Source organism: Rhizobium sp. 18055 (assembly GCF_902706285.1).
GTDB lineage: Bacteria > Pseudomonadota > Alphaproteobacteria > Rhizobiales > Rhizobiaceae > Rhizobium.
Genome location: NZ_CACSKD010000009.1, coordinates 143,623 through 165,601, shown reverse-complemented (window position 1 = coordinate 165,601; position 21,979 = coordinate 143,623). Strand labels below are relative to the sequence as shown.

Sequence of the window (21,979 nt, the reverse complement as noted above, 5' to 3'; positions counted from 1 at the left end):
GGTAGACCTGATCTGGAACATCACGCGTGACGTCTATTGCGTGCGCAGAACTTCGTTCCAGTGGGCGATCAGCCGCGCCCGCTTCACCTGGTCGAGATAGACCATCAACCCGGGGCTGACGGGCACCGGCCGAAGCTGTGCGCCGAGCAGCGCCTGCATGGTGTTGGCGGTATTTTCGCCCGTCACCTCGGGGCTGACCGCCGGGATCTGCAGCTCGCGCGCCATGATCGTCTGCCCCTCCTTCGACATGAAGAAGGAGAGATAGCGCCGCCCGAGCTCCGGATTGGCGGCTGCCTGCGGCACCAGCCCGATCCGCGACATCACCACGGTATAATCCTTCGGCAGCACGATGCCGACATCGGGATGGCGCTTGGCCCAATCGGCCGCATAGGAGCCGAGGATGTTGTAACCGAGCACGAAGCGCCCGTCCGACACCCGCTCGAGAATGGCCGAGCTGGTCGAGTAAAGCTTGACGCCCGCCGCCCCCATCGCCCCGATCACCGACCAGATATCGCCGAACTGCTCCTGGTCGCGCGCCATGAACAGGAAGCCGACGCCGGAGCGCTCGATGTCGTAGGTGCCGATCCGCCCGTGCACGGCATCGCCCTTGCGCTTCAGATAGTCCACGAACTCCGCCCGCGAACTGGGCGGCGGCTCGCTGGTGAAGCTTGGCTTGTGATAGACGAACACGGCAGGCTCGAAGGTCAGCGCATAGGCGGTGTTGCGCCAGTTCGCCCATTTCGGCCAGGCGCCGCTCATCGCCAGGTTGCTCGGCTGCGCATAACCATCGTTGGAGAGCTTCACCTGCAGGTCCATCGCCGACGAAAAGGCAAAATCCGCCGTCCGCTGGCCGGCATCGGTCTCGCGCACGATCCGGTCGTAGATCTCCCCGGTCAGCATGTCCTCGTAGGTGACGGATACATCGGGATTGGCCTCTTGGAACCCGCGGATCATCGGCTGCGCCAGCGGCTCGTCGAGCGACGAATAGACGACAAGCACCGGCGCATGGGCATCGCCCGATACCGCCGGATAGAACACCGGCTCCGCCAGGGCCAGACCCGGACAGAGCAACAGACAGATCAGAAATGGCAGTCTCCTCATATCAGCAGATATGCATGACTGCCCGGCCGGACACAAGGGTGCAGCGCCGCGTACAAGGGGGCGGCAGCATCGCTGCACCTGCGCCATCCTCCTCCAAAGACGTAACCGCCGTCCGCGACAACAACCCCCAAAGGCGCTAGACTTCGCCCAACCCACTCGCCTGACCAATCTCGCCAAAATCGCGGAGGACGCATTGGAGCGACGACTGACAGCCATTCTTGCCGCCGATGTCGTCGGCTATTCCAGGCTGATGGGCATCGACGAGGCGGGAACCCTTGAGGCCGTCAACCGCCACCGCATCCAGATCATCGAGCCTGCCGTCAGCGGACACAATGGCCGGCTGGTCAAACTCCTCGGCGATGGCCTGCTGGTGGAATTTCCAAGCGTCGTCAATGCGGTAGCCTGCGCCGTCGATATCCAGCGCGGCATCGTGCGCGCCAACGAGGGCGTGGCCGAGGATCGCCGCATCCGCTTCCGCATCGGCGTCAATCTCGGCGACGTCATCGTCGAGGGCGGCGATATCTTCGGCGATGGCGTCAACGTCGCGGCACGGCTGGAGGCCATCGCCGCGCCCGGCGGCATCGCCGTCTCGTCCTCCGTCCGCGACCATGTAGGCACGCGCCTCGACCTACGCTTCGAAGACCGCGGCAGGCAGGCGCTGAAGAACATCCGGCAGGAAGTCCACGTCTACGCCGTGCTGTTCGACCACCCGGACGACACCCCTGCCCCCGGCGCCCCTGCCGCCGACGACCGCTCGATCGTCGTCCTTCCCTTCACCAACATGAGCGGCGACCCCGACCAGGAGTATTTCTCCGACGGCCTGACCGAAGACATCATCACCGACCTGTCGAAAATTTCAGGCCTGCTGGTCATCCCCCGCAACACCACCTTTGCCTACAAGGGCCGCGCCGTGAAGATCGGCCAGATCGGCCGCGAGCTGTCGGTGCGCTATATCCTGCAGGGCAGCGTCCGCAAGTCAGGCGAGCGCGTCAGGATCAGCGCCCAGATGATCGACGCCGGCAACGAGGATCACCTCTGGGCCGACCGCTACGACCGCGACCTGACCGACATCTTCGCCATCCAGGACGAGATCGCCCACGCCATCGTCGGCCAGTTGAAGATCAAGCTCAGGCCCGAGGAAATCAAAGCGCTCGAGAGCGACCCGACCACCAATGTCGAGGCCTACACCTATTATCTCCGTGGCCGCAAATTCGCCCGCACCATGACCATGTCCTATCTGACGCTGGCGCGGCGGATGTTCTCCAAGGCGGTCGAACTCGATCCCGACTATGCCCGCGCCTATGCCGGCATCGCCGATTGCGATTCAGCCCTTTACATCTGGTACGCCGCCGAACTGCCGATCGACGAGATTCTCGAGATGACCGAAAAGGCGCTGACGCTCGACCCCGATCTCGCCGAAGCCCACGCCGCCCGCGCCATCGCGCTCCACCACAACGACCGCGACGCGGAGGCAGACACCTATTTCGCCCGCGCGCTGGAACTCGACCCCAACCTGTTCGAGGCCAACTTCCACTTCGCCCACCGCCTGTTCAAGCGCGGCCAGTTCGAGGACGCCACCGTCTATTTCCAGCGCTCCGCCGCCCTCTACGCGGAAGACTATGTCTCACCTGTGCTGCTTGCCGCCGCCTATCGCTCGCTGGGCCGCCCGCAGGAAAGCCTCAAATGGGCAGCCGAGGGCGCGGCGCGGGCCGAGCGCGCCGCCGAACACAACCCCGGCAACTCGGCCCCTGTCCACCGCGCCGCCCTCGCCTATGCCCAGATCGGCGACCGCCCCCGCGCCATCTCCTGGATCAACCGCGCGCTTGCCATGGACCCGCACGACGTCATCACCCGCTACAACGCCGTCTGCGTCCACGCTTTGCTCGGCGACACAGACCGCGCCATCGCGCTGCTGGAAACGCTGCTGCCCAACAGCTCCTTCTACCAGATCGGCTGGTTCGACAACGATTCCGACCTCGACAACATCCGCCCCGACCCGCGCTTCCGCAGGCTGATGGAAGCGATTGCGCAGCAGTGATCGAACACCCGATCGGACCTGATGTTTCGGACCTGATGTTAAAGTGGCCGTTCGAAGAACCGCAGCAATTCGACAAGCTCTGGCGTCGTCTCATAATAGGGGCCGCGCTGCACGAAGCCGATACGCCGATAGAGCGCAATCGCCTCGGTCTGGTGCTTGCCCGTATCGAGCCGCATGGTTTGGTATCCATCTGCCTTCGCCTGCGCCATCGATGCCGCGCAGAGTGCTGCGCCGACGCCGTGACCGCGGGCTGCATCCGATACGAAAAGCCGCTTCATCTCGACGATGCCGGGCGCATTCTGCTGCTGCATGACGCAGCCGACAGGCACGCCGTCGAGCCGTGCCAGAAAGATCGCGCCTTGCGGACGACGATGAAGCTCCGGCAGCCTGGCAAGCAGCGCCTCGAATGTCTTGGGATTGTAGTAGACATCGACCGTTGCGAGGTCATCCGGGTAGCGTTCGTAAAGCCAGCTGCGAAAAGCGCGACAGAAATCCTGAACCGCAGAGATCGCCTCCGCCCCCTCCACCAACTCCACGGTAATAGCCATTCCGCTCTCCTCCGAGTGAATGCCGAAGCTCACTATGCCCGAATGGCGGTCAGAAATCGATGTTGCGGTTCGCCGGAGGCGATCTCGACACGACCGATCATCGGGCGCAACGGCGCCGGCGGCGAGAAATCACTGTGACATCGCGCAATTCTGCTTGTAGTCTCCTCGCAAAAATCAAGGGAACATCCGTGCGTATTCTACTGGTGGAGGACAATATCGCGCTGGCCGATGGGCTGTCGGCGATCCTGCGCGGCACCGGACATGCCGTCGATGTCGTCCATGACGGTGCATCCGCCAATGCGGTGACCGCCGCCGAAGCCTTCGATCTGGTGGTGCTCGATCTCAACCTGCCGGAAATGGACGGCCTCGACGTGCTGCGCGCCATGCGGGCGCGGCAGAACCAGGCGGCCGTGCTGATCCTGACGGCCCGCGGCACCCCGGAAGAGCGGGTCAAGGGGCTGGATCTCGGCGCCGACGACTATCTGATCAAACCTTTCGACATCTCCGAATTCGAGGCCCGTGTGCGCGTCCTGCTGCGCCGCCAGGCCGGCCTGCATTCGGCAACGGTGAGCTTCGGCGGCCTCACGCTCGATCTCAACTCGCGCGCCTTCTTCTCCGGCACCACGCCGCTCGATATCCCGGCCCGCGAACTCGGGTTGCTCGAAATCCTCTTCATGCGCGCCGGCAAGGTGGTCTCCAAGGAAGCGATCATCCAGTCGCTCACCGCCTTCGACGACGACATCTCCGCCAACGCCATCGAGCAATATGTCAGCCGCCTGAGAAAGCGCCTCGCGACGCACGGCCTGACGGTGAAGACCGCCCGCGGCATCGGCTACTATCTCGACAAGCTGCCCGAGCCCATATCGCCCGAGGCGTCATGACATCAGCCTATTCGCTGCGCCGCCGCCTGCTGTTCTGGCTGCTGATCTCGACCGCCGGGCTCGGCGTCGTGGCGCTGGCCGATACCTATCGCGAGGCGGTGCAGACCTCCAACATCGTCTCCGACCGCGTGCTGGCAGGCTCGGCGCTGGCGATTGCCGAGCGCGTCGTCGTTGCCGAGGATGGCTCGCTGCAGGTCGATATTCCCTATGTGGCACTGGAGATGCTGACCTCGGCAGCGCAGGACCGCGTCTTCTACCGCGTCGATGGCCCGCCCGGCGATTTCATCACCGGCTATCAGGCGCTGCCGGTGCTGAAGGAGACCCAGGGCGACGGCGCCGTCTTCGCCGATGACAGCTTCCGCAACGAGCCGATCCGCGTCGCGACGCTGCGCCGCTCGGCCTCGACAGGCATCCGCTCCGTCCCCTTCACCGTCACCGTCGCCGAAACCACCATCGCCCGGCGCCAGCTCGCCCGCGCCATCCTGCTGCGCTCGGCGCTGCGGCTGCTGTTCATGATCGCAGGCGCCGCCATCATCGTCTGGATTTCGGTCACCGTGGCGCTGCGTCCGCTCTATAAGCTCCGCGACGCGATCGGCGAACGCAGCCCCGACGACCTGCACCCGATCGAGCAATCGGTACCGAGCGAGGTGCAGCCGCTGGTCGACACCGTCAACGGCTTCATGGTCCGCCTGCAATCGGCGCTCGATGCACTGCGCAACTTCACCGGCAATGCCAGCCACCAGCTGCGCACCCCGCTGGCCATCATCCGCACCCAGCTGGCGCTCTCGGCCCGCGCCACCTCGCTGGCAGAGGCTCAAGGGGCGGCCCTGAAGGGCGACCAGGCCGTCGCCCATGCCGAGCGCATCCTGGCGCAACTGCTGCTGATGGCAAAGATCGACGCCGCCACCGCCAAGGAAGCGCTGACTGCCGCCTCGATCGACCTCACCGCCATCGCCCAGGAGATCACCGGCGACCTGATCCCGATCGCCGCCGCCGCTGGCATCGATCTCGGCTTCGAGGGCGACGGGCCGGAGACCATCCACGCCGAACCGCTGCTGATCGGCGAGCTGCTGCGCAACCTGATCGGCAACGCCATCGCCTATGCCGGCAAGGGCGCCGAAGTCACCGTCCGCATCACCAGCACCGCAGATGCCGTCCGCCTCGAAGTCGAGGACAACGGGCCCGGCATTCCGCCGGAAAAGCTCGACGCCGTGCGTCAGCGGTTTTCGCGTGGCAACGACACGGCAAGCCCCGGCGCCGGTCTTGGCCTGCCGATCGTCGAGGAAATCTGCGGCTTGTTCAACGCCCGCCTGGATCTGGAACCCGGCAGAGACGGCAAGGGGCTGAAGGCTTCGGTGACGTTCGAGCGGCGGTGATTTTTGGATGAGAGTGTGCCGTGTGGCCCCCTCATCCGACCCTTCGGGCCACCTTCTCCCCGTGGGGGAGAAGGAAAGGTCGGCGTGAACGGCCCGACACGGGTCTCTTCTCCCCTTGGGGAGAAGGTGGCGGCAGCCGGATGAGGGGGCCACCCGGCACCACCTCCACCCACGCCCTTTCCGCCTTGCTTTCTATCGCTGCATTGCACACACTGCTTTTTCGGGAACAAGAAATGCCGCACGAAGATGTGGCGCCAGATAAGGCAAGATATGTCGATCAAAGCCAGCATCTATCATCTGACGCACTATAAATATGACAAGCCGGTTCGCCTCGGCCCGCAGATCATCCGGCTGAAACCGGCATCGCACTCGAAGACGCATGTCATCAGCCATTCGCTGAAGGTCACGCCGGCGAACCACTTCGTCAACCTGCAGCAGGACCCCTACGGCAACTATCTCGCCCGCTACGTCTTCCCCGACCCGGTCACCGAATTCAAGATCGAGGTCGATCTCGTCGCCGACATGACGGTCTACAATCCGTTCGATTTCTTCATCGAGGAAACCGCCGAGAGCTGGCCCTTCGTCTATCCCGAAGACATCCGCGACGACCTGAAGATCTACATGCAGCCGCAGCCGATGGAACCGGCACTGGCAGAGTATGTCGCCGGCATCGACCGCACGCCGATGCGCACCATCGATTTCATCGTCGGCCTCAATGCCCGGCTGAAGGAAGACATCGAGTATGTCATCCGCATGGAACCGGGCGTCCAGACGCCCGAGGAAACGCTGAGGCTGGCACTCGGCTCCTGTCGCGACAGCAGCTGGCTGCTGGTCGAGATCCTGCGCAATCTCGGCCTCGCCGCCCGCTTCGTCTCCGGCTACCTGATCCAGCTGACGCCCGACCTGAAGGCGCTTGACGGCCCCTCCGGCACCGAGGTCGATTTCACCGACCTGCACGCCTGGTGCGAGGTCTATCTTCCCGGCGCCGGCTGGGTCGGCCTCGATCCGACCTCCGGCCTGTTGACCGGCGAAAGCCACATCCCGCTAGCCGCCACGCCGCATTTCCGCAACGCCGCGCCGATCTCCGGCGCCCTGTTCGGCCAGGCCAACACCGAATTCGACTTCGCCATGAGTGTGTCGCGCGTGGCCGAGCATCCGCGCATCACCAAGCCGTTTTCCGACGACAGCTGGGATGAGTTGAACGCACTCGGCGCCAAGGTCGACAGCATCCTCGCAGCAGAGGACGTGCGCCTGACCATGGGCGGCGAGCCGACCTTCGTCTCGATAGACGACTTCGAATCCGAGGAATGGAACACCGCCGCCGTCGGCCCGACCAAGCGCGAGAAAGCCGACGAGCTGATCCGCAAGCTGCGCGAACGCTTCGCCCCCGGCGGCTTCCTGCATTATGGCCAGGGCAAGTGGTATCCCGGCGAAAGCCTGCCGCGCTGGACCTTCTCGCTCTACTGGCGCAAGGACGGCAAGCCGATCTGGCAGAACCCGGAGCTGATCGCCGGCGAAGGCAAGGACACCGGTGTTGCGGCCGAAGACGCCGCCAACCTGATCGGCGCCATCGCCAGGGAGCTGGCGATCGAGCCGGAGATGATCCTGCCGGCTTACGAGGATCCGGCCGAATGGATCATCAAGGAAGGCAGCCTGCCGGAGAATGTCGATCCGTCCAATTCCAAGCTGAAGGACCCGGAAGAGCGCAGCCGCATCGCCCGCGTCTTCGAGCGCGGCCTGACGACGCCCACCGGCTACATCCTGCCGGTACAGGCCTGGAACGCCAAGGCCTCCGGCCACCGCTGGGTCAGCGAAAAATGGAAGACCCGCCGCGGCAAGATATTCCTCGTTCCCGGCGACAGCCCCGTCGGCTACCGCCTGCCGCTCGGCACCCTGCCCTACGTGCCGCCGGCCCGCTATCCCTATATCCACACCGCCGATCCCTCGATCCCGCGCAATCCGCTGGCCGAAGTCTTCGTCCCCGCCGGCCGCGCCCCGACACCTGTTCGCGCATCGACCCCGGCTCGCCCCGTGCCGGCTGGCCGCGCCATGCCCGAAGCCTCGCGTCAGAGCGACGACAGCGGCCAGACCCGCGTCGAGCAGACCGTCGGCGAGATCGGCGGCGCCGTGCGTACCGCGATCTCGGTCGAGCCGCGCGATGGCCGGCTCTGCATCTTCATGCCCCCCGTCGAGCGCATCGAGGATTATCTCGAGCTGATCGCCGCGGCTGAAAACGCCGCAGCCGAACTCGGCCTGCCCGTCCACATCGAAGGCTACTCGCCGCCGCAGGACGAGCGTATCAACGTCATCCGCGTCGCGCCCGATCCCGGCGTCATCGAGGTCAACATCCATCCCGCCTCCAACTGGCAGGATTGCGTCGACATCACCACCACGGTCTACGAGGAAGCCCGCCAGACCCGCCTTGGCGCCGACAAGTTCATGATCGACGGTCGCCACACCGGCACCGGTGGTGGCAACCATGTGGTCGTCGGCGGCGCCAATCCCGGCGACAGCCCGTTCCTGCGCCGTCCTGATCTGTTGAAGAGCCTGGTGCTGCACTGGCAGCGCCACCCCGCGCTCTCCTACATGTTCTCCGGCATGTTCATCGGCCCGACCAGCCAGGCGCCGCGCATCGATGAAGCCCGCCACGACAGCCTCTATGAGCTGGAAACGGCGCTGGCCCAGATCCCGCCACCCGGCCAGGGCGTGACGCCACTGCCGTGGATCACCGACCGGCTGTTCCGCAACACGCTGATCGACGTCACCGGCAACACCCACCGTGCCGAGATCTGCATCGACAAGCTGTTTTCGCCGGATGGCCCGACCGGCCGCCTCGGCCTCGTCGAGTTCCGCGGCTTCGAAATGCCGCCGAATGCCCGCATGTCGCTGGCCCAGCAGCTGATGGTCCGCGCGCTGATCGCCCGTTTCTGGCTGAACCCTGCCGATGGCAAGTTCGTCCGCTGGGGCACGACGCTGCACGATCGCTTCATGCTGCCGCACTTCGTCTGGCAGGATTTTCTCGACGTGCTCGGCGACCTCAAGCAGAACGGCTTCGACGTCAGCGCCGAATGGTTCAAGGCACAGCTCGAGTTCCGCTTCCCCTTCTGCGGCGAGGTCGAATACGAGGGCTCGAAGCTGGAACTGCGCCAGGCGCTGGAGCCGTGGAACGTCATGGGCGAAGAGGGTGCGATCGGCGGCACCGTGCGCTATGTCGACAGCTCCGTCGAGCGCTTGCAGGTCCGCCTCGAAACCAGCAACGCCGCGCGCTACACCGTCACCTGCAACGGCCGCACCGTGCCGCTGACCCCGACAGGTACCTCGGGCGTCTCGGTTGCCGGCGTCCGCTACAAGGCCTGGCAGCCGGCGTCGGGATTGCACCCGCTTCTGCCGGTCAACACGCCGCTGACCTTCGACATTTATGATACATGGTCGAAACGTTCGATCGGCGGCTGCATCTATCATGTTGCCCATCCGGCCGGCCGTAACTATGAGACCTTTCCGGTCAATGGTAACGAAGCGGAGGCGCGGCGGCTGTCGCGATTCGAACCATGGGGCCACACGGCAGGCGGCTATATCCCGCAGCCGGAAACCGGATCGCCTGAGTTCCCGCTGACGCTGGATCTCAGACGCCCGCCCGGATTTTGAAAGACCTTTGAACGGCTGTAGACTTAGGATTGTATGGGCAAGAAATCGGCAAGAGCGCTCCGGCAGACCAGCAAGCCCCGTATCGGCAACGATGCGGCGCTTGGCTATAAACCGCCGCCCGGCGTTGCCGACGAGATGGTCGACAGCAACGGCGCCATCCGCCCGGTCTGGCAGAACTTCATCGCCCATCTGAGCAGCATGCCGGAAAAGGATCTGACCGAGCGCTTCGCCCGCGCCGATCGATATCTGCGCGATGCTGGCGTCTTCTACCGCGCCTATGGCAGCACCGGCAGTGCCGAGCGCTCCTGGCCGCTGTCGCACATCCCGGTGCTGATCGACGAGACCGAATGGGAAACGCTGTCTGCCGGCCTCGTCCAGCGCGCCGACCTGCTCGAAGCGATCGTCGCCGATATCTACGGCCCCAACAAGCTGATCGAGGACGGCGTACTGCCGCCGGCGCTGATCGCCGCCAATCCGGAATTCCAGCGCCCGCTGGTCGGCATCACGCCGGCCGGTGGCCACTACCTGCATTTCTGCGCCTTCGAGATCGGCCGCGGCCCTGACGGCAACTGGTGGGTGCTGGCCGATCGCACCCAGGCACCGTCCGGCGCCGGCTTCGCGCTGGAAAACCGCGTCGCCACCACCCGCGCCTTTTCCGATGTCTTCGCCGAAACCCCGGTGCACCGCCTCGCCTCCTTCTTCGGCGCCTTTCGCGATGCGCTGCAGGGCATGAAGCACAGCGGCGACGACCGCATCGCCGTCATGACGCCCGGCCCCGCCAACGAAACCTATTACGAACACGCCTATATCGCCCGCTATCTCGGCTTCATGCTGCTGGAGGGCGAGGACCTGACCGTCGTCAACGGCAAGGTGATGGTCCGCACCGTCTCCGGCCTGAAGCCGATCACCGTGCTCTGGCGCCGCCTCGATTCGGGCTATGCCGATCCGCTCGAACTCGACCAGAACTCGCACATCGGCACCCCCGGCCTCGTCGAAGCGCTGCGTGCCGAAAGCGTCACCATCGTCAACGCACTCGGCAGCGGCATCCTGCAGACCCGCGCGCTGCTCGCCTTCATGCCGACCATCTGTCGCGAGCTGTTCGACGAAGAGCTGAAGCTGCCATCGATCGCCACCTGGTGGTGCGGCCAGAAGAGCGAGCGCGAGCATGTCGCCGCCAATATCGAAAAGATGGTGATCGGCCCGGCCTATTCGCGGGCGCCGTTCTTCGACGACAATGGCGAATCCGTGCTCGGCTCGGCCCTGCGCGCCACCGCCCGCGATTCGATCAGCGACTGGCTCACCACCGACGGCCCCAAGCTGGTCGGCCAGGAAGCCGTGACGCTGTCGACCACGCCGACCTGGGTGAACGGCAAGCTGATGCCACGGCCGATGAGCCTGCGCGTCTTTGCCGCCCGCACCGCCAATGGCTGGCAGATCATGCCCGGCGGCTTTGCCCGCATCGGCGCCGGCGACGATGTCGCGGCTATCGCCATGCAGTCGGGCGGTGCCGCAGCCGACGTCTGGATCGTCAGTGACAAGCCGGTCGAGCGCCACACGCTGCTGCCGACCGAAAGCAGTTTCACCCGCAACATGCCGGGCAGCCTGCCGAGCCGCGCCGCCGACAACCTGTTCTGGCTCGGCCGCTATATCGAGCGCGCCGAAGGAGCGCTGCGTATCCTGCGCGCCTGGCACGCCCGCTTTGCCGAGGCAGCCGACCCCAGCCAGCCGCTGCTCGCCGATGTCAGCGAATATCTCGCCCATGTCGATATCGACACCGAGGACGCGGTCCCCGACACGCTAATGCGCAACATCGACAGCGCCGTCTATTCCGCCAGCAACATCCGCGACCGCTTTTCGCCGGATGGCTGGCTGGCCCTGACCGATCTGGCCAAGACCGCGCGCCGGTTCCACGCGACGATTTCGGCCGGTGACGATGCCAGCCATGCGATGACCATCCTGCTGCGCAAGCTCGCGGGCTTTGCCGGTCTGGTCCACGAAAACATGTACCGCTTCACCGGCTGGCGCTTCCTGTCGCTCGGCCGCCATATCGAGCGCGCTTTGCACATGACCCGCCTGCTCGGCCACATGTCCGGCCCGGAAGCCCCCGACGGCGCGCTCGACATGCTGCTCGAGATCGGCGACAGCGTCATGACCCATCGCCGCCGCTACAACGTCAACACCGCCCGCCTGACGGTCACCGACCTTCTGGCGCTCGACCCGCTGAACCCGCGTTCGGTGCTGTTCCAGCTGAACGAGATCCTGCGCGAGGTCGAGCAGCTGCCGAATGCGCTCAGCAACGGCCAGATGTCGCCGTTCTACCGCGAAGCCATGCGGCTGCGCTCCGGCCTTGCCGTGATGACGCCGGAAACGATGACCGACGACGTCTATCGCAGCCTTGAGCGCGAGCTGGAAAACCTCTCCGATCTCCTCGCGCAAACCTATCTGGGGTGATGCCTGTGCTTTACGATCTGTCGATGCACATGGGCTATATCTACGATTCACCGGCGTCGGGTGCCCGCCACATCATGCGGCTGATGCCGCTGTCGCTGCCGGATCGCCAGCGCCTGATCGCGGGCTCGATCAAGGTTTCGCCGACGCCCGACGAACAATCGAATTTCGTCGATTTCTTCGAGCACCCCGCCACCGCCTTCATGGTCCGCGCCCACCACGAAAAGCTCGATATCCGCATGCACGCCCGCGTTCAGGTCGAGAGCCATTCGATCAGCGCCGATTTCTCGCCATTTCTGGCCGATCTGCCCGATATACTGTCCGGCGTCTGGTCGCTGAAGCCGCAGTCGCCGCATCATTTCCTCGGCAACAGCCCGCGGCTGAGCGAAACCCCTGCCATCTCGGACTATGCCCGGGGGAGCGCCAAGCCGACGCTGACCGTGCTGCAGATCGCCACGGCGCTGTGCGCCGCGATCCACAAGGACTTCAAATACGATGCCGAGGCGACATCGGTCGACACCACTCCGCTGGAGGCCTTCAAGCTGAAGCGCGGCGTCTGCCAGGACTTTTCGCATGTGATGATCCTGGCGCTGCGCAGCCTCGGCATTCCCGCAGGCTACGTCTCCGGCTTCCTGCGCACCTTACCGCCACCGGGCAAGGAGCGGCTCGAAGGCGCCGACGCCATGCATGCCTGGGTCCGTGTCTGGTGCGGCGAGACCACCGGCTGGGTGGAGCTCGACCCGACCAACAACATCCCGGCTGGCACCGACCACATCGTCGTCGCCTATGGCCGTGATTATTCCGACGTCGCCCCTGTGATCGGCGTGCTGAAGAGCTATGGCGGCCAGCGCGCCGTGCAGGCGGTCGATGTCATCCCGCTGAAGTAAGACAGCGCCGCTCCAGACCCAAAAACATGGGGTTCACCAGAAATGGTCACGGTTTCAGGCGCAGATTCGCGCTGTAAAGCGACAATTCGCTAGATTTGTAACGAATGCGTAAGTGCAACCTCAATACATGTGGCTCATGAATAGCGTCATTATTTGGGGCAACCACTCAGGTGAACATGATGAGCACCTTGCATTCTATTAAAAACAGCATTTCGGCACTTTGGCATGATCGCGGCGGCAATTTCGCGATGATGACCGCTATCCTGCTTCCGGTCAGCATCGGCGCGGCAAGCCTCGCGATCGATATTACCAACGCAACCATGTCGCAGCGCCAACTGCAGGATGCCGCAGATTCTGCAGCTCTCGCTACGGCATCGGCCTTGGCTGCCGGAAAGATCGACACGACTGGTGCATCTGCCTATGCCAAGGATTTCGTTGGCGGCCAGATGGCCAATTACATGAGCGACACCACCGCAGTTAAAAATGCGACAACGGTGACAGCGACGAAGACAACATCCTCCACCGCAACAAGCTATAACGTCAGCGTCTCCGCCAATTACAGCCTACAATTGAGTGGCCTGGCACAAGTTGCCGGTTTCAAGGCAACCAATGTCGCAGCGCTGAGCAAGACCGCCAGCGGCACAGACCAGACCAAGAGCGCACTGTCGATGGAACTCCTCCTCGACCAGTCCGGCTCAATGGCCTACGACACCACCACGTGCTCGGTCTACAAGAAAAACAGCACCACAAAGTGCAAGACCTACGTGATCAAGATGGACGCCCTCAAGGCGGCCGCCGCCAAGCTTTTCGATGCTCTGGACACTGCCGACCCGACGCACGTTCTGGTGCGTACCGGCGTCATGTCCTATGCCAATGGCCTTCTGCGCGACAATAGCGACAAGATCAAAAGCGTCAGCGCCATGGACTGGGGCACGTCCGCCAGCAGGAGTTACGTCAGCACGCTTTCTGCCAGCGGTGGCACGGATGCCACCGAGCCGATGCAGCAGGCCACGACCGCCATCAAGAAGACCAGCGACGGCAAGGACACGGAAAGCGTCCAGCACGCCAACAAGGGCAATACCAACGCCGATCGCTATATCGTGCTGATGACCGACGGTGAAATGACCGGCAACAGCAGCGAGTGGAACAGCGCAAAAGACGCAAACGTCCGTGCAGCCTGCGACGCGGCAAAAACGGCAAATGTCACCATTTTCACGGTCGCCTTCATGGCTCCGGACAAGGGCAAGAGCCTGCTGAAATACTGCGCCTCTTCCACAAGCAACTATTTTGAAGCCGAGACGATGGAAAACCTGATCGACGACTTCGACAGCATCGCCCAGACGGCAACTCAGGCCATAACCCGCCTGACAAACTGAGCCGAACACCCCATTTCACCGAACAAAAAAAGCCGCCCCGGAACAAACCGGAGCGGCTTTTCGTTGTTCTGAAAACCCCATCTATCAAACTCAGAAAGGCGATTGAAATCAAGTTCTTTCACGCATGACCCACCCGCCCTCGTCAATTTTTTCGTTTGCTGATTTTCCCTTGTTGCAACTGCGTAGTAACGGTGCATAAACTGCACGGCTAGTGCGTGAGTAAATCGATTGAAGTACCGATAACATACTGAAACCAAAACAGAATTGGCGAGCACTGACGATGACAACCGTTTCGAAGCCCACCATCCCCTCTCCCGCACCGCGCAGTTCCAAGCCGGAAATCCTCGCAGAAGAAATTATCGAGCGCCTGACCTACCGCATCGGCAAGGATGCCAAGGTTGCCAAGCCGCATGACTGGCTGACCGCCACCATCCTCGTGGTGCGCGACCGCATCATCGACAACTGGATGGAATCCACCCGCAAGGTCTACTCGACCGGCGCCAAGCGCGTTTACTACCTGTCCCTCGAATTCCTCATCGGCCGCCTGATGCGCGATGCCGTTTCGAACCTCGGCCTGATGGAAGAAGTTCGCGACGCGCTCGCTTCGCTCGGCGTCGATGTCGCCGTGATCTCCGGCCTCGAGCCTGACGCAGCGCTGGGCAATGGCGGCCTCGGCCGTCTCGCCGCCTGTTTCATGGAATCGATGGCAACCGTCGACGTTCCCGCCTATGGCTACGGCATCCGCTATGTCCACGGCCTGTTCCGCCAGCAGATGGCAGACGGCTGGCAGGTCGAGCTGCCGGAAAGCTGGCTCGCTCACGGCAATCCGTGGGAATTCGAACGCCGCGAAAGCGCCTATGAAATCGGCTTCGGCGGCACCGTCGATGTCGCCAGCGATGCCGATGGCGATCCGCGCTATGTCTGGAAGCCGGCCGAGCGCGTCATCGCCGCCGCCTTCGACACCCCTGTCGTCGGCTGGCGCGGCAAGCGCGTCAACACGCTGCGCCTCTGGTCGGCCCAGCCGATCGACCCGATCCTGCTCGATGCCTTCAACGCCGGCGACCACATCGGCGCCCTGCGCGAAAGCAACAAGGCCGAAAGCCTGACCCGCGTTCTTTATCCGGCCGACGGCACCCCCGCCGGCCAGGAACTGCGCCTGCGCCAGGAGTTCTTCTTCTCGTCGGCCTCGCTGCAGGACATCCTGCGCCGCCACCTGCAGCAGTATGACGACTTCACCTCGCTGCCCGACAAGGTGGCGATCCAGCTGAACGACACCCACCCGGCCGTCTCCATCTGCGAGCTGATCCGCCTGCTCTGCGACGTGCACGGGCTGGAGTTCGACCAGGCCTGGGACATCACCCGCGGCACCATCGCCTACACCAACCACACGCTTCTGCCCGAAGCGCTGGAAAGCTGGCCGGTGCCGCTGTTCGAGCGCCTGCTGCCGCGCCACATGCAGATCATCTACGCGATCAACGCCAAGGTGCTGCTCGAAGCCCGCAAGACCAAGAACTTCTCCGAGACCGAAATCCGCTCGATCTCGCTGATCGAGGAAAGCGGCAATCGCCGCGTGCGCATGGGCAACCTTGCCTTCGTCGGCTCGCATTCGATCAACGGCGTCTCGGCGCTCCACACCGATCTGATGAAGATCACCGTCTTCGCCGATCTGCACAAGCTCTACCCTGATCGCATCAACAACAAGACCAACGGCATCACCCCGCGCCGCTGGCTGCAGCAGTGCAACCCGGGCCTGACCGGGCTGATCCGCGAGGCGATCGGCGACGACTTCCTCGACGATGCCGAAAAGCTGACGCCGCTCGACAAGTTCGCCACCGATGCAAGCTTCCAGGAGAAGTTTGCCGCGGTGAAGCGCACCAACAAGGTGGCACTTGCCAATCTCGTAGCCGCCCGCATGGGCGTGAAGATCGATCCGTCGGCGATGTTCGACATCCAGATCAAGCGCATCCACGAATACAAGCGCCAGCTCCTCAACGTCATCGAGGCCGTCGCCCTCTACGACCAGATCCGCTCGCATCCCGAGCTCGACTGGGTGCCGCGGGTCAAGCTGTTCGCCGGCAAGGCGGCGCCGAGCTATCACAACGCCAAGCTGATCATCAAGCTGATCAACGACGTCGCCCGCACCATCAACAACGACCCGGCCGTGCGCGGCTTGCTCAAGGTGGTGTTCGTGCCGAACTACAACGTCACGCTCGCCGAAGTCATGGTGCCCGCAGCCGATCTTTCCGAACAGATCTCGACGGCCGGCATGGAAGCATCCGGCACCGGCAACATGAAGTTCGGCCTCAACGGCGCGCTGACCATCGGCACGCTCGATGGCGCCAATGTCGAGATGCGCGACAATGTCGGCGACGACAACATCAAGATCTTCGGCCTGCGCGCCGACGAGGTCGCCAACCTGCGCTCCGAAGGCCACAATCCGCGCGCCATCATCGAGGCCTCCCGCGAACTGTCGCAGGCGCTGTCGGCGATCAGCTCGGGCGTCTTCTCCCCTGACGATCGCAACCGATATTCCGAGCTGATCGACGGCATCTACGCCCACGACTGGTTCATGGTCGCCGCCGATTTCGACGCCTATGCCCAGGCCCAGCGCGAGGTCGACGAACTCTGGAACGACAAGACCGCGTGGAACGAGAAGACCATCCACAACACCGCCCGCATGGGCTGGTTCTCGTCGGACCGCACGATCAGGCAATACGCGAAAGAAATTTGGAGAGCCGGATGAAAACGCCGAAGGCGACCCCTGAAGTCAAACTTCCCTGGGAAATTTCGGCAGATGAAATAGCGGCAATTCTTGCCGGCGCGCATGCCAATCCGTTTGCCGTTCTCGGCGTGCACAAGTCAGGCAGCGTCTACGTTGCCCGATGCTTCATCCCCGGCGCCGACGAGGTGACGGCAATGTCGCTCGACGGCACCGTCATCGGCGAACTGAAGCTGGTGCATCCCGACGGGTTCTTTGCCGGAACCGTCTCGGTCAACAAGCAGGTGCCGGTGCGCTATCGCGCCCGGCGCGGCGATGCCGAATGGGCGGTCACCGATCCCTACAGCTTCGGCCCGGTGCTCGGGCCGATGGACGACTATTATGCCCGCGAGGGGTCCGATCTGCGCCTGTTCGACAAGATGGGCGCCCACTGGATCAAGCACGAAGGCGCCCAGGGCATTCACTTCGCGGTCTGGGCCCCGAATGCGCAGCGCGTCTCCGTGGTTGGCGATTTCAACAACTGGGATGGCCGCCGCCATGTCATGCGGCTGCGCGCCGGCGCCGGCATCTGGGAAATCTTCGCCCCCGACGTGCCGACCGGCGTTGCCTACAAGTTCGAGATCGTCGGCCAGAACGGCGTGCTCTTGCCGCTGAAGGCCGACCCGTTTGCACGGCGCAGCGAGTTGCGCCCGAAGACGGCCTCCGTCACCACGCCCGAACTGCTGCAGGACTGGGAAGACGAAGCCCACCTCAAGCACTGGGCCGAAATCGACCAGCGACGCCAGCCGATCTCGATCTACGAGGTGCACGCCGGCTCCTGGCAGCGCCGCAACGACGGCACGTTCCTCTCCTGGGACGAGCTGGCCTCGAGCCTGATCCCCTACTGCGTCGACATGGGTTTTACCCATATCGAGTTCCTGCCGATCACCGAGCACCCCTATGATCCGTCATGGGGCTACCAGACGACGGGGCTCTATGCGCCGACCGCCCGCTTCGGCGAGCCGGAAGGGTTTGCCCGCTTCGTCAACGGCGCCCACAAGGTCGGCATCGGCGTCATCCTCGACTGGGTGCCCGCCCACTTCCCGACCGACGAGCATGGCCTTCGCCTGTTCGACGGCACAGCACTCTACGAGCACGAGGACCCGCGCAAGGGCTTCCACCCGGACTGGAACACGGCGATCTACAATTTCGGCCGCACCGAAGTCGTGTCCTACCTCGTCAACAACGCGCTCTACTGGTCGGAGAAATTCCATCTCGACGGCCTGCGCGTCGATGCCGTCGCCTCGATGCTCTACCTCGATTACTCCCGCAAACACGGCGAGTGGATTCCCAACGAGTATGGCGGCAACGAAAACCTCGAGGCGGTCCGCTTCCTCCAGGAGATGAACACCCGCATCTATGCCGAGCACCCCGGCGTCATGACCATCGCCGAGGAATCGACGTCATGGCCGAAGGTGTCGCAGCCGGTCCACGAAGGCGGCCTCGGCTTCGGCTTCAAGTGGAACATGGGCTTCATGCACGACACGCTGAGCTACATGAGCCGCGAGCCGGTGCATCGCAAGCATCACCACAACGAGCTGACCTTCGGGCTGCTCTATGCCTATTCGGAGAACTTCGTTCTGCCGCTGTCCCACGACGAAGTGGTGCACGGCAAGGGCTCCCTGATCGCCAAGATGCCCGGCGACGACTGGCAGAAATTCGCCAATCTGCGCGCTTACTACGCGCTGATGTGGGGCTATCCCGGCAAGAAGCTGCTGTTCATGGGCCAGGAATTTGCCCAGTGGAGCGAGTGGAACGAGGCAGGCTCGCTCGACTGGAACCTGCTGCAATACCGGATGCACGAGGGCATCCGCCGGCTGGTCCGCGATCTCAACTTCACCTACCGCAGCAAGGCGGCCATGCATGCCCGCGATTGCGAGGGCGAAGGCTTCGAATGGCTGGTTGCCGACGATCACGAGAACTCGGTCTTTGCCTGGCTGCGCAAGGCACCCGGCGAAAAGCCGATCGCCGTGGTCTGCAACATGACGCCGGTCTACCGCGAGAACTATGCCGTCAAGCTGCCCTTGGAAGGCCGCTGGCGCGAAATCCTGAACACCGATGCCGACATCTATGGCGGCAGCGGAAAGGGCAATGGCGGACGCGTACAGGCGGTCAACGCCGGCGGCACCATCATTGCATCACTGACCTTGCCGCCGCTGGCGGTGATCATGCTTGAACCTGAGACTTGAAGACTGGTGGGAGGAAGATAATGGTAGAAAAACGCATTCAGCCACTTGCCCGCGATGCAATGGCCTACGTTCTTGCCGGCGGCCGGGGAAGCCGTCTGAAGGAACTTACCGACCGACGCGCAAAACCTGCGGTCTATTTCGGCGGCAAGTCGCGCATCATCGATTTCGCGCTGTCGAACGCGCTCAATTCCGGCATCCGCCGCATCGGCGTCGCCACCCAGTACAAGGCGCACTCGCTGATCCGCCACATGCAGCGCGGCTGGAACTTCTTCCGCCCCGAGCGAAACGAGAGCTTCGACATTCTGCCGGCCTCCCAGCGCGTTTCCGAAACGCAATGGTATGAAGGCACGGCCGACGCGGTCTTCCAGAACATCGACATCATTCAGGATTACGGCGTCGAATACATGGTCATCCTCGCCGGCGACCATATCTACAAGATGGACTACGAATACATGCTGCAGCAGCATGTCGATTCAGGCGCAGACGTCACCATCGGCTGCCTCGAAGTGCCGCGCATGGAAGCCGTCGGCTTCGGCGTCGTGCATGTCGACGAGAACGACCGCATCATCGATTTCGTCGAAAAGCCCGCCGATCCGCCGGCGATCCCCGGCAAGCCCGAAAGCTCTTTCGCCTCGATGGGCATCTACGTCTTCCACACCAAGTTCCTGATCGAGGCGCTGCGCCGCGACGCCGCCGACCCCAATTCCAGCCGCGACTTCGGCAAGGACATCATCCCCTACATCGTCAAGAACGGGAAGGCCGTCGCCCACCGCTTCGCCAATTCCTGCGTCCGCTCCGACTTCGAGCGCGAGCCCTACTGGCGCGACGTCGGCACCATCGATGCCTACTGGCAGGCCAATATCGACCTCACGGCGATCGTTCCCGAACTCGACATCTACGACAAGTCCTGGCCGATCTGGACCTATGCCGAGATCTCGCCGCCGGCAAAATTCGTCCATGACGACGAGAACCGCCGCGGTTCGGCCACCTCATCGGTCGTGGCAGGCGATTGCATCATCTCCGGTGCGACCCTCAACAACAGCCTGCTGTTCACCGGTGTGCGCGCCAACTCCTATTCCAAGCTGGAAAGTGCGGTCGTGCTGCCGAGCGTCAAGATCGGCCGTCATGCGCAACTCAGCAACGTGGTGATCGACCATGGCGTCGTCATTCCGGAAGGGTTGGTCGTCGGCGAAGATCCGGTCTTCGATGCCAAGCGCTTCCGCCGCTCGGAGGGCGGGATTTGCCTCATTACGCAGCCGATGATCGACAAGCTGGATTTGTAAGAGATGAAAGTTCTTTCGGTTTCGTCCGAAGTCTTCCCATTGATAAAGACAGGGGGCCTGGCCGATGTGGCCGGCGCCCTGCCGATCGCGCTGAAACCGTTCGGCATCGACACCAAGACCCTCATGCCCGGCTATCCCGCGGTGATGAAGGCGATCAGGGATCCCGTCGTCCGGCTGCAGTTCGATGATCTTCTGGGAGAGCCGGCGACGGTGCTGGAAGTCCACCACGAGGGTCTCGATATCCTCGTGCTCGATGCCCCCGCCTATTACGACCGCGCCGGCGGCCCCTATCTCGACCCCACCGGCAAGGATTATGTCGACAACTGGCGCCGCTTTGCCGCCCTGTCGCTGGCCGGTGCCGAGATTGCCGCCGGCCTGATGCCCGGCTGGCGCCCCGATGTCGTGCATGCCCATGACTGGCAGGCGGCGATGACGCCGGTCTATATGCGTTACTACCCGACGCCGGAGGTTCCGAGCGTTCTGACCATTCACAACATCGCCTTCCAGGGCCAGTTCAGCGCCTCGATCTTCCCCGGCCTGCGCCTGCCGCCGCACGCCTTTTCGGTGGAAGCCATCGAATATTACGGCAATATCGGCTTCCTCAAGGGCGGGCTGAAGACAGCCCACGCGATCACCACCGTCAGCCCCTCCTACGCCGCTGAAATCCTGACCACGGAATTCGGCATGGGGCTGGAAGGCGTCATCGAGAGCCGCATCGACGCGTTGCACGGCATCGTCAATGGCATCGACCACGAAGTCTGGAACCCCGCGACCGATCAGGTGCTGCAGACGCACTACACCGGCGCAACGCTGAAGAACCGCGCCGCCAACCGCGCCGCCATCTCCGAATTCTTCGGCCTGCACAATGACAGCGCCCCGATCTTCTGCATCATCAGCCGCCTGACCTGGCAAAAGGGCATGGACCTGATCGCTGGCTGCGCCGACGAGATCGTCGCCATGGGCGGCAAGCTTGCCATCCTCGGCTCCGGCGATCCGGCGCTCGAGGGATCGCTGCTGGCCGCCGCCGCCCGCCATCCCGGCCGCATCGGCATTTCGATCGGCTACAACGAGCCGATGTCGCATCTGATGCAGGCCGGTTGCGACGCCATCATCATTCCATCCCGCTTCGAGCCCTGCGGCCTCACCCAGCTTTATGGCCTGCGCTACGGCTGCGTGCCCGTTGTCGCCCACACCGGCGGCCTCGCCGATACGGTGATCGATGCCAATCACGCCGCACTTGCGGCCAAAGTGGCAACCGGGATACAATTCTCTCCGGTGACCGCGTCAGGTCTGTTGCACGCAATCCGCCGTGCGCTACATCTCTATGCCGATCAAAAGGTCTGGACCCAATTGCAAAAGCAGGGCATGAAATCGGATGTTTCGTGGGAGAAGAGCGCCGAGCGCTATGCTGCCCTCTATTCAAGCCTCGCCCCGAAAGGCAAGTGACAG

General features: G+C 63.7%; 13 protein-coding genes. 11 read left to right on the top strand and 2 right to left on the bottom strand.

Annotation, left to right across the window (positions count from 1 at the left end; translation table 11 throughout):
- Nucleotides 1-33: 33 nt before the first annotated feature.
- The gene (locus tag GVL52_RS17085) at nucleotides 34-1,101 is read right to left on the bottom strand and encodes an ABC transporter substrate-binding protein (protein WP_200847844.1); all 1,068 of its coding nucleotides are present in this window, start codon (nucleotides 1,099-1,101) and stop codon (nucleotides 34-36) included.
- A 193-nt stretch (nucleotides 1,102-1,294) separates the two neighbouring features.
- On the opposite strand from GVL52_RS17085, the gene GVL52_RS17080 reads away from it, so the two are divergent.
- Complete coding sequence (locus GVL52_RS17080; RefSeq protein WP_160009239.1) at nucleotides 1,295-3,139, top strand: adenylate/guanylate cyclase domain-containing protein; 1,845 nt, start codon at nucleotides 1,295-1,297, stop codon at nucleotides 3,137-3,139.
- Nucleotides 3,140-3,177: 38 nt separating this feature from the next.
- Here the strand turns inward: GVL52_RS17080 and GVL52_RS17075 are convergent, their stop codons facing one another.
- Nucleotides 3,178-3,687: a GNAT family N-acetyltransferase gene (locus GVL52_RS17075; RefSeq protein ID WP_160009237.1), complete on the bottom strand. Its 510-nt coding sequence runs from the start codon at nucleotides 3,685-3,687 to the stop codon at nucleotides 3,178-3,180.
- Nucleotides 3,688-3,875: 188 nt separating this feature from the next.
- Between GVL52_RS17075 and GVL52_RS17070 the strand changes: the two genes are divergently transcribed.
- From GVL52_RS17070 to glgA, 10 genes are all read left to right on the top strand, one after another.
- The gene (locus tag GVL52_RS17070; RefSeq protein WP_160009235.1) at nucleotides 3,876-4,568 is read left to right on the top strand and encodes a response regulator transcription factor; all 693 of its coding nucleotides are present in this window, start codon (nucleotides 3,876-3,878) and stop codon (nucleotides 4,566-4,568) included.
- Nucleotides 4,565-5,944 (top strand): sensor histidine kinase, encoded by a 1,380-nt coding sequence (locus GVL52_RS17065; protein WP_160009233.1) that lies wholly within the window; start codon nucleotides 4,565-4,567, stop codon nucleotides 5,942-5,944. The genes GVL52_RS17070 and GVL52_RS17065 overlap by 4 nt, the downstream gene beginning before the upstream one ends.
- Nucleotides 5,945-6,214: 270 nt before the next feature.
- Nucleotides 6,215-9,589, top strand: coding sequence for a DUF2126 domain-containing protein (locus tag GVL52_RS17060; RefSeq protein WP_160009231.1), 3,375 nt, complete (start codon nucleotides 6,215-6,217; stop codon nucleotides 9,587-9,589).
- Between the two features lie 33 nt (nucleotides 9,590-9,622).
- Nucleotides 9,623-12,040, top strand: a complete 2,418-nt coding sequence (locus GVL52_RS17055; protein WP_160009229.1) for a circularly permuted type 2 ATP-grasp protein — start codon at nucleotides 9,623-9,625, stop codon at nucleotides 12,038-12,040.
- A complete protein-coding gene (locus GVL52_RS17050) occupies nucleotides 12,037-12,924 on the top strand; it encodes a transglutaminase family protein (RefSeq protein ID WP_160009227.1) in 888 nt (295 codons plus the stop codon). The genes GVL52_RS17055 and GVL52_RS17050 overlap by 4 nt, the downstream gene beginning before the upstream one ends.
- A 179-nt stretch (nucleotides 12,925-13,103) precedes the next feature.
- A complete protein-coding gene (locus tag GVL52_RS17045; protein WP_306440364.1) occupies nucleotides 13,104-14,300 on the top strand; it encodes a pilus assembly protein TadG-related protein in 1,197 nt (398 codons plus the stop codon).
- Between the two features lie 280 nt (nucleotides 14,301-14,580).
- Nucleotides 14,581-17,043, top strand: a complete 2,463-nt coding sequence (locus GVL52_RS17040) for a glycogen/starch/alpha-glucan phosphorylase (RefSeq protein WP_160009223.1) — start codon at nucleotides 14,581-14,583, stop codon at nucleotides 17,041-17,043.
- The gene (glgB, locus tag GVL52_RS17035) at nucleotides 17,040-19,247 is read left to right on the top strand and encodes a 1,4-alpha-glucan branching protein GlgB (RefSeq protein WP_160009222.1); all 2,208 of its coding nucleotides are present in this window, start codon (nucleotides 17,040-17,042) and stop codon (nucleotides 19,245-19,247) included. The genes GVL52_RS17040 and glgB overlap by 4 nt, the downstream gene beginning before the upstream one ends.
- Nucleotides 19,248-19,267: 20 nt before the next feature.
- Nucleotides 19,268-20,530 carry a glucose-1-phosphate adenylyltransferase gene (glgC, locus tag GVL52_RS17030; protein WP_160009220.1) on the top strand — a complete coding sequence of 421 codons (1,263 nt, stop codon included), beginning with the start codon at nucleotides 19,268-19,270 and terminating at the stop codon, nucleotides 20,528-20,530.
- A 3-nt stretch (nucleotides 20,531-20,533) separates the two neighbouring features.
- Nucleotides 20,534-21,976 (top strand): glycogen synthase GlgA, encoded by a 1,443-nt coding sequence (gene glgA / locus GVL52_RS17025; RefSeq protein WP_160009218.1) that lies wholly within the window; start codon nucleotides 20,534-20,536, stop codon nucleotides 21,974-21,976.
- Nucleotides 21,977-21,979: the final 3 nt, after the last annotated feature.

Bases quoted from the DNA above. Each gene is read 5' to 3' on its own strand.
- GVL52_RS17085 (WP_200847844.1), bottom strand. From the start codon at position 1,101: ATGAGGAGACTGCCATTTCTGATCTGTCTGTTGCTCTGTCCGGGTCTG.
- GVL52_RS17075 (WP_160009237.1), bottom strand. From the start codon at position 3,687: ATGGCTATTACCGTGGAGTTGGTGGAGGGGGCGGAGGCGATCTCTGCG.
- GVL52_RS17065 (WP_160009233.1), top strand. From the start codon at position 4,565: ATGACATCAGCCTATTCGCTGCGCCGCCGCCTGCTGTTCTGGCTGCTG.
- GVL52_RS17060 (WP_160009231.1), top strand. From the start codon at position 6,215: ATGTCGATCAAAGCCAGCATCTATCATCTGACGCACTATAAATATGAC.
- GVL52_RS17055 (WP_160009229.1), top strand. From the start codon at position 9,623: ATGGGCAAGAAATCGGCAAGAGCGCTCCGGCAGACCAGCAAGCCCCGT.
- GVL52_RS17045 (WP_306440364.1), top strand. From the start codon at position 13,104: ATGAGCACCTTGCATTCTATTAAAAACAGCATTTCGGCACTTTGGCAT.
- GVL52_RS17040 (WP_160009223.1), top strand. From the start codon at position 14,581: ATGACAACCGTTTCGAAGCCCACCATCCCCTCTCCCGCACCGCGCAGT.
- glgB (WP_160009222.1), top strand. From the start codon at position 17,040: ATGAAAACGCCGAAGGCGACCCCTGAAGTCAAACTTCCCTGGGAAATT.
- glgC (WP_160009220.1), top strand. From the start codon at position 19,268: ATGGTAGAAAAACGCATTCAGCCACTTGCCCGCGATGCAATGGCCTAC.
- glgA (WP_160009218.1), top strand. From the start codon at position 20,534: ATGAAAGTTCTTTCGGTTTCGTCCGAAGTCTTCCCATTGATAAAGACA.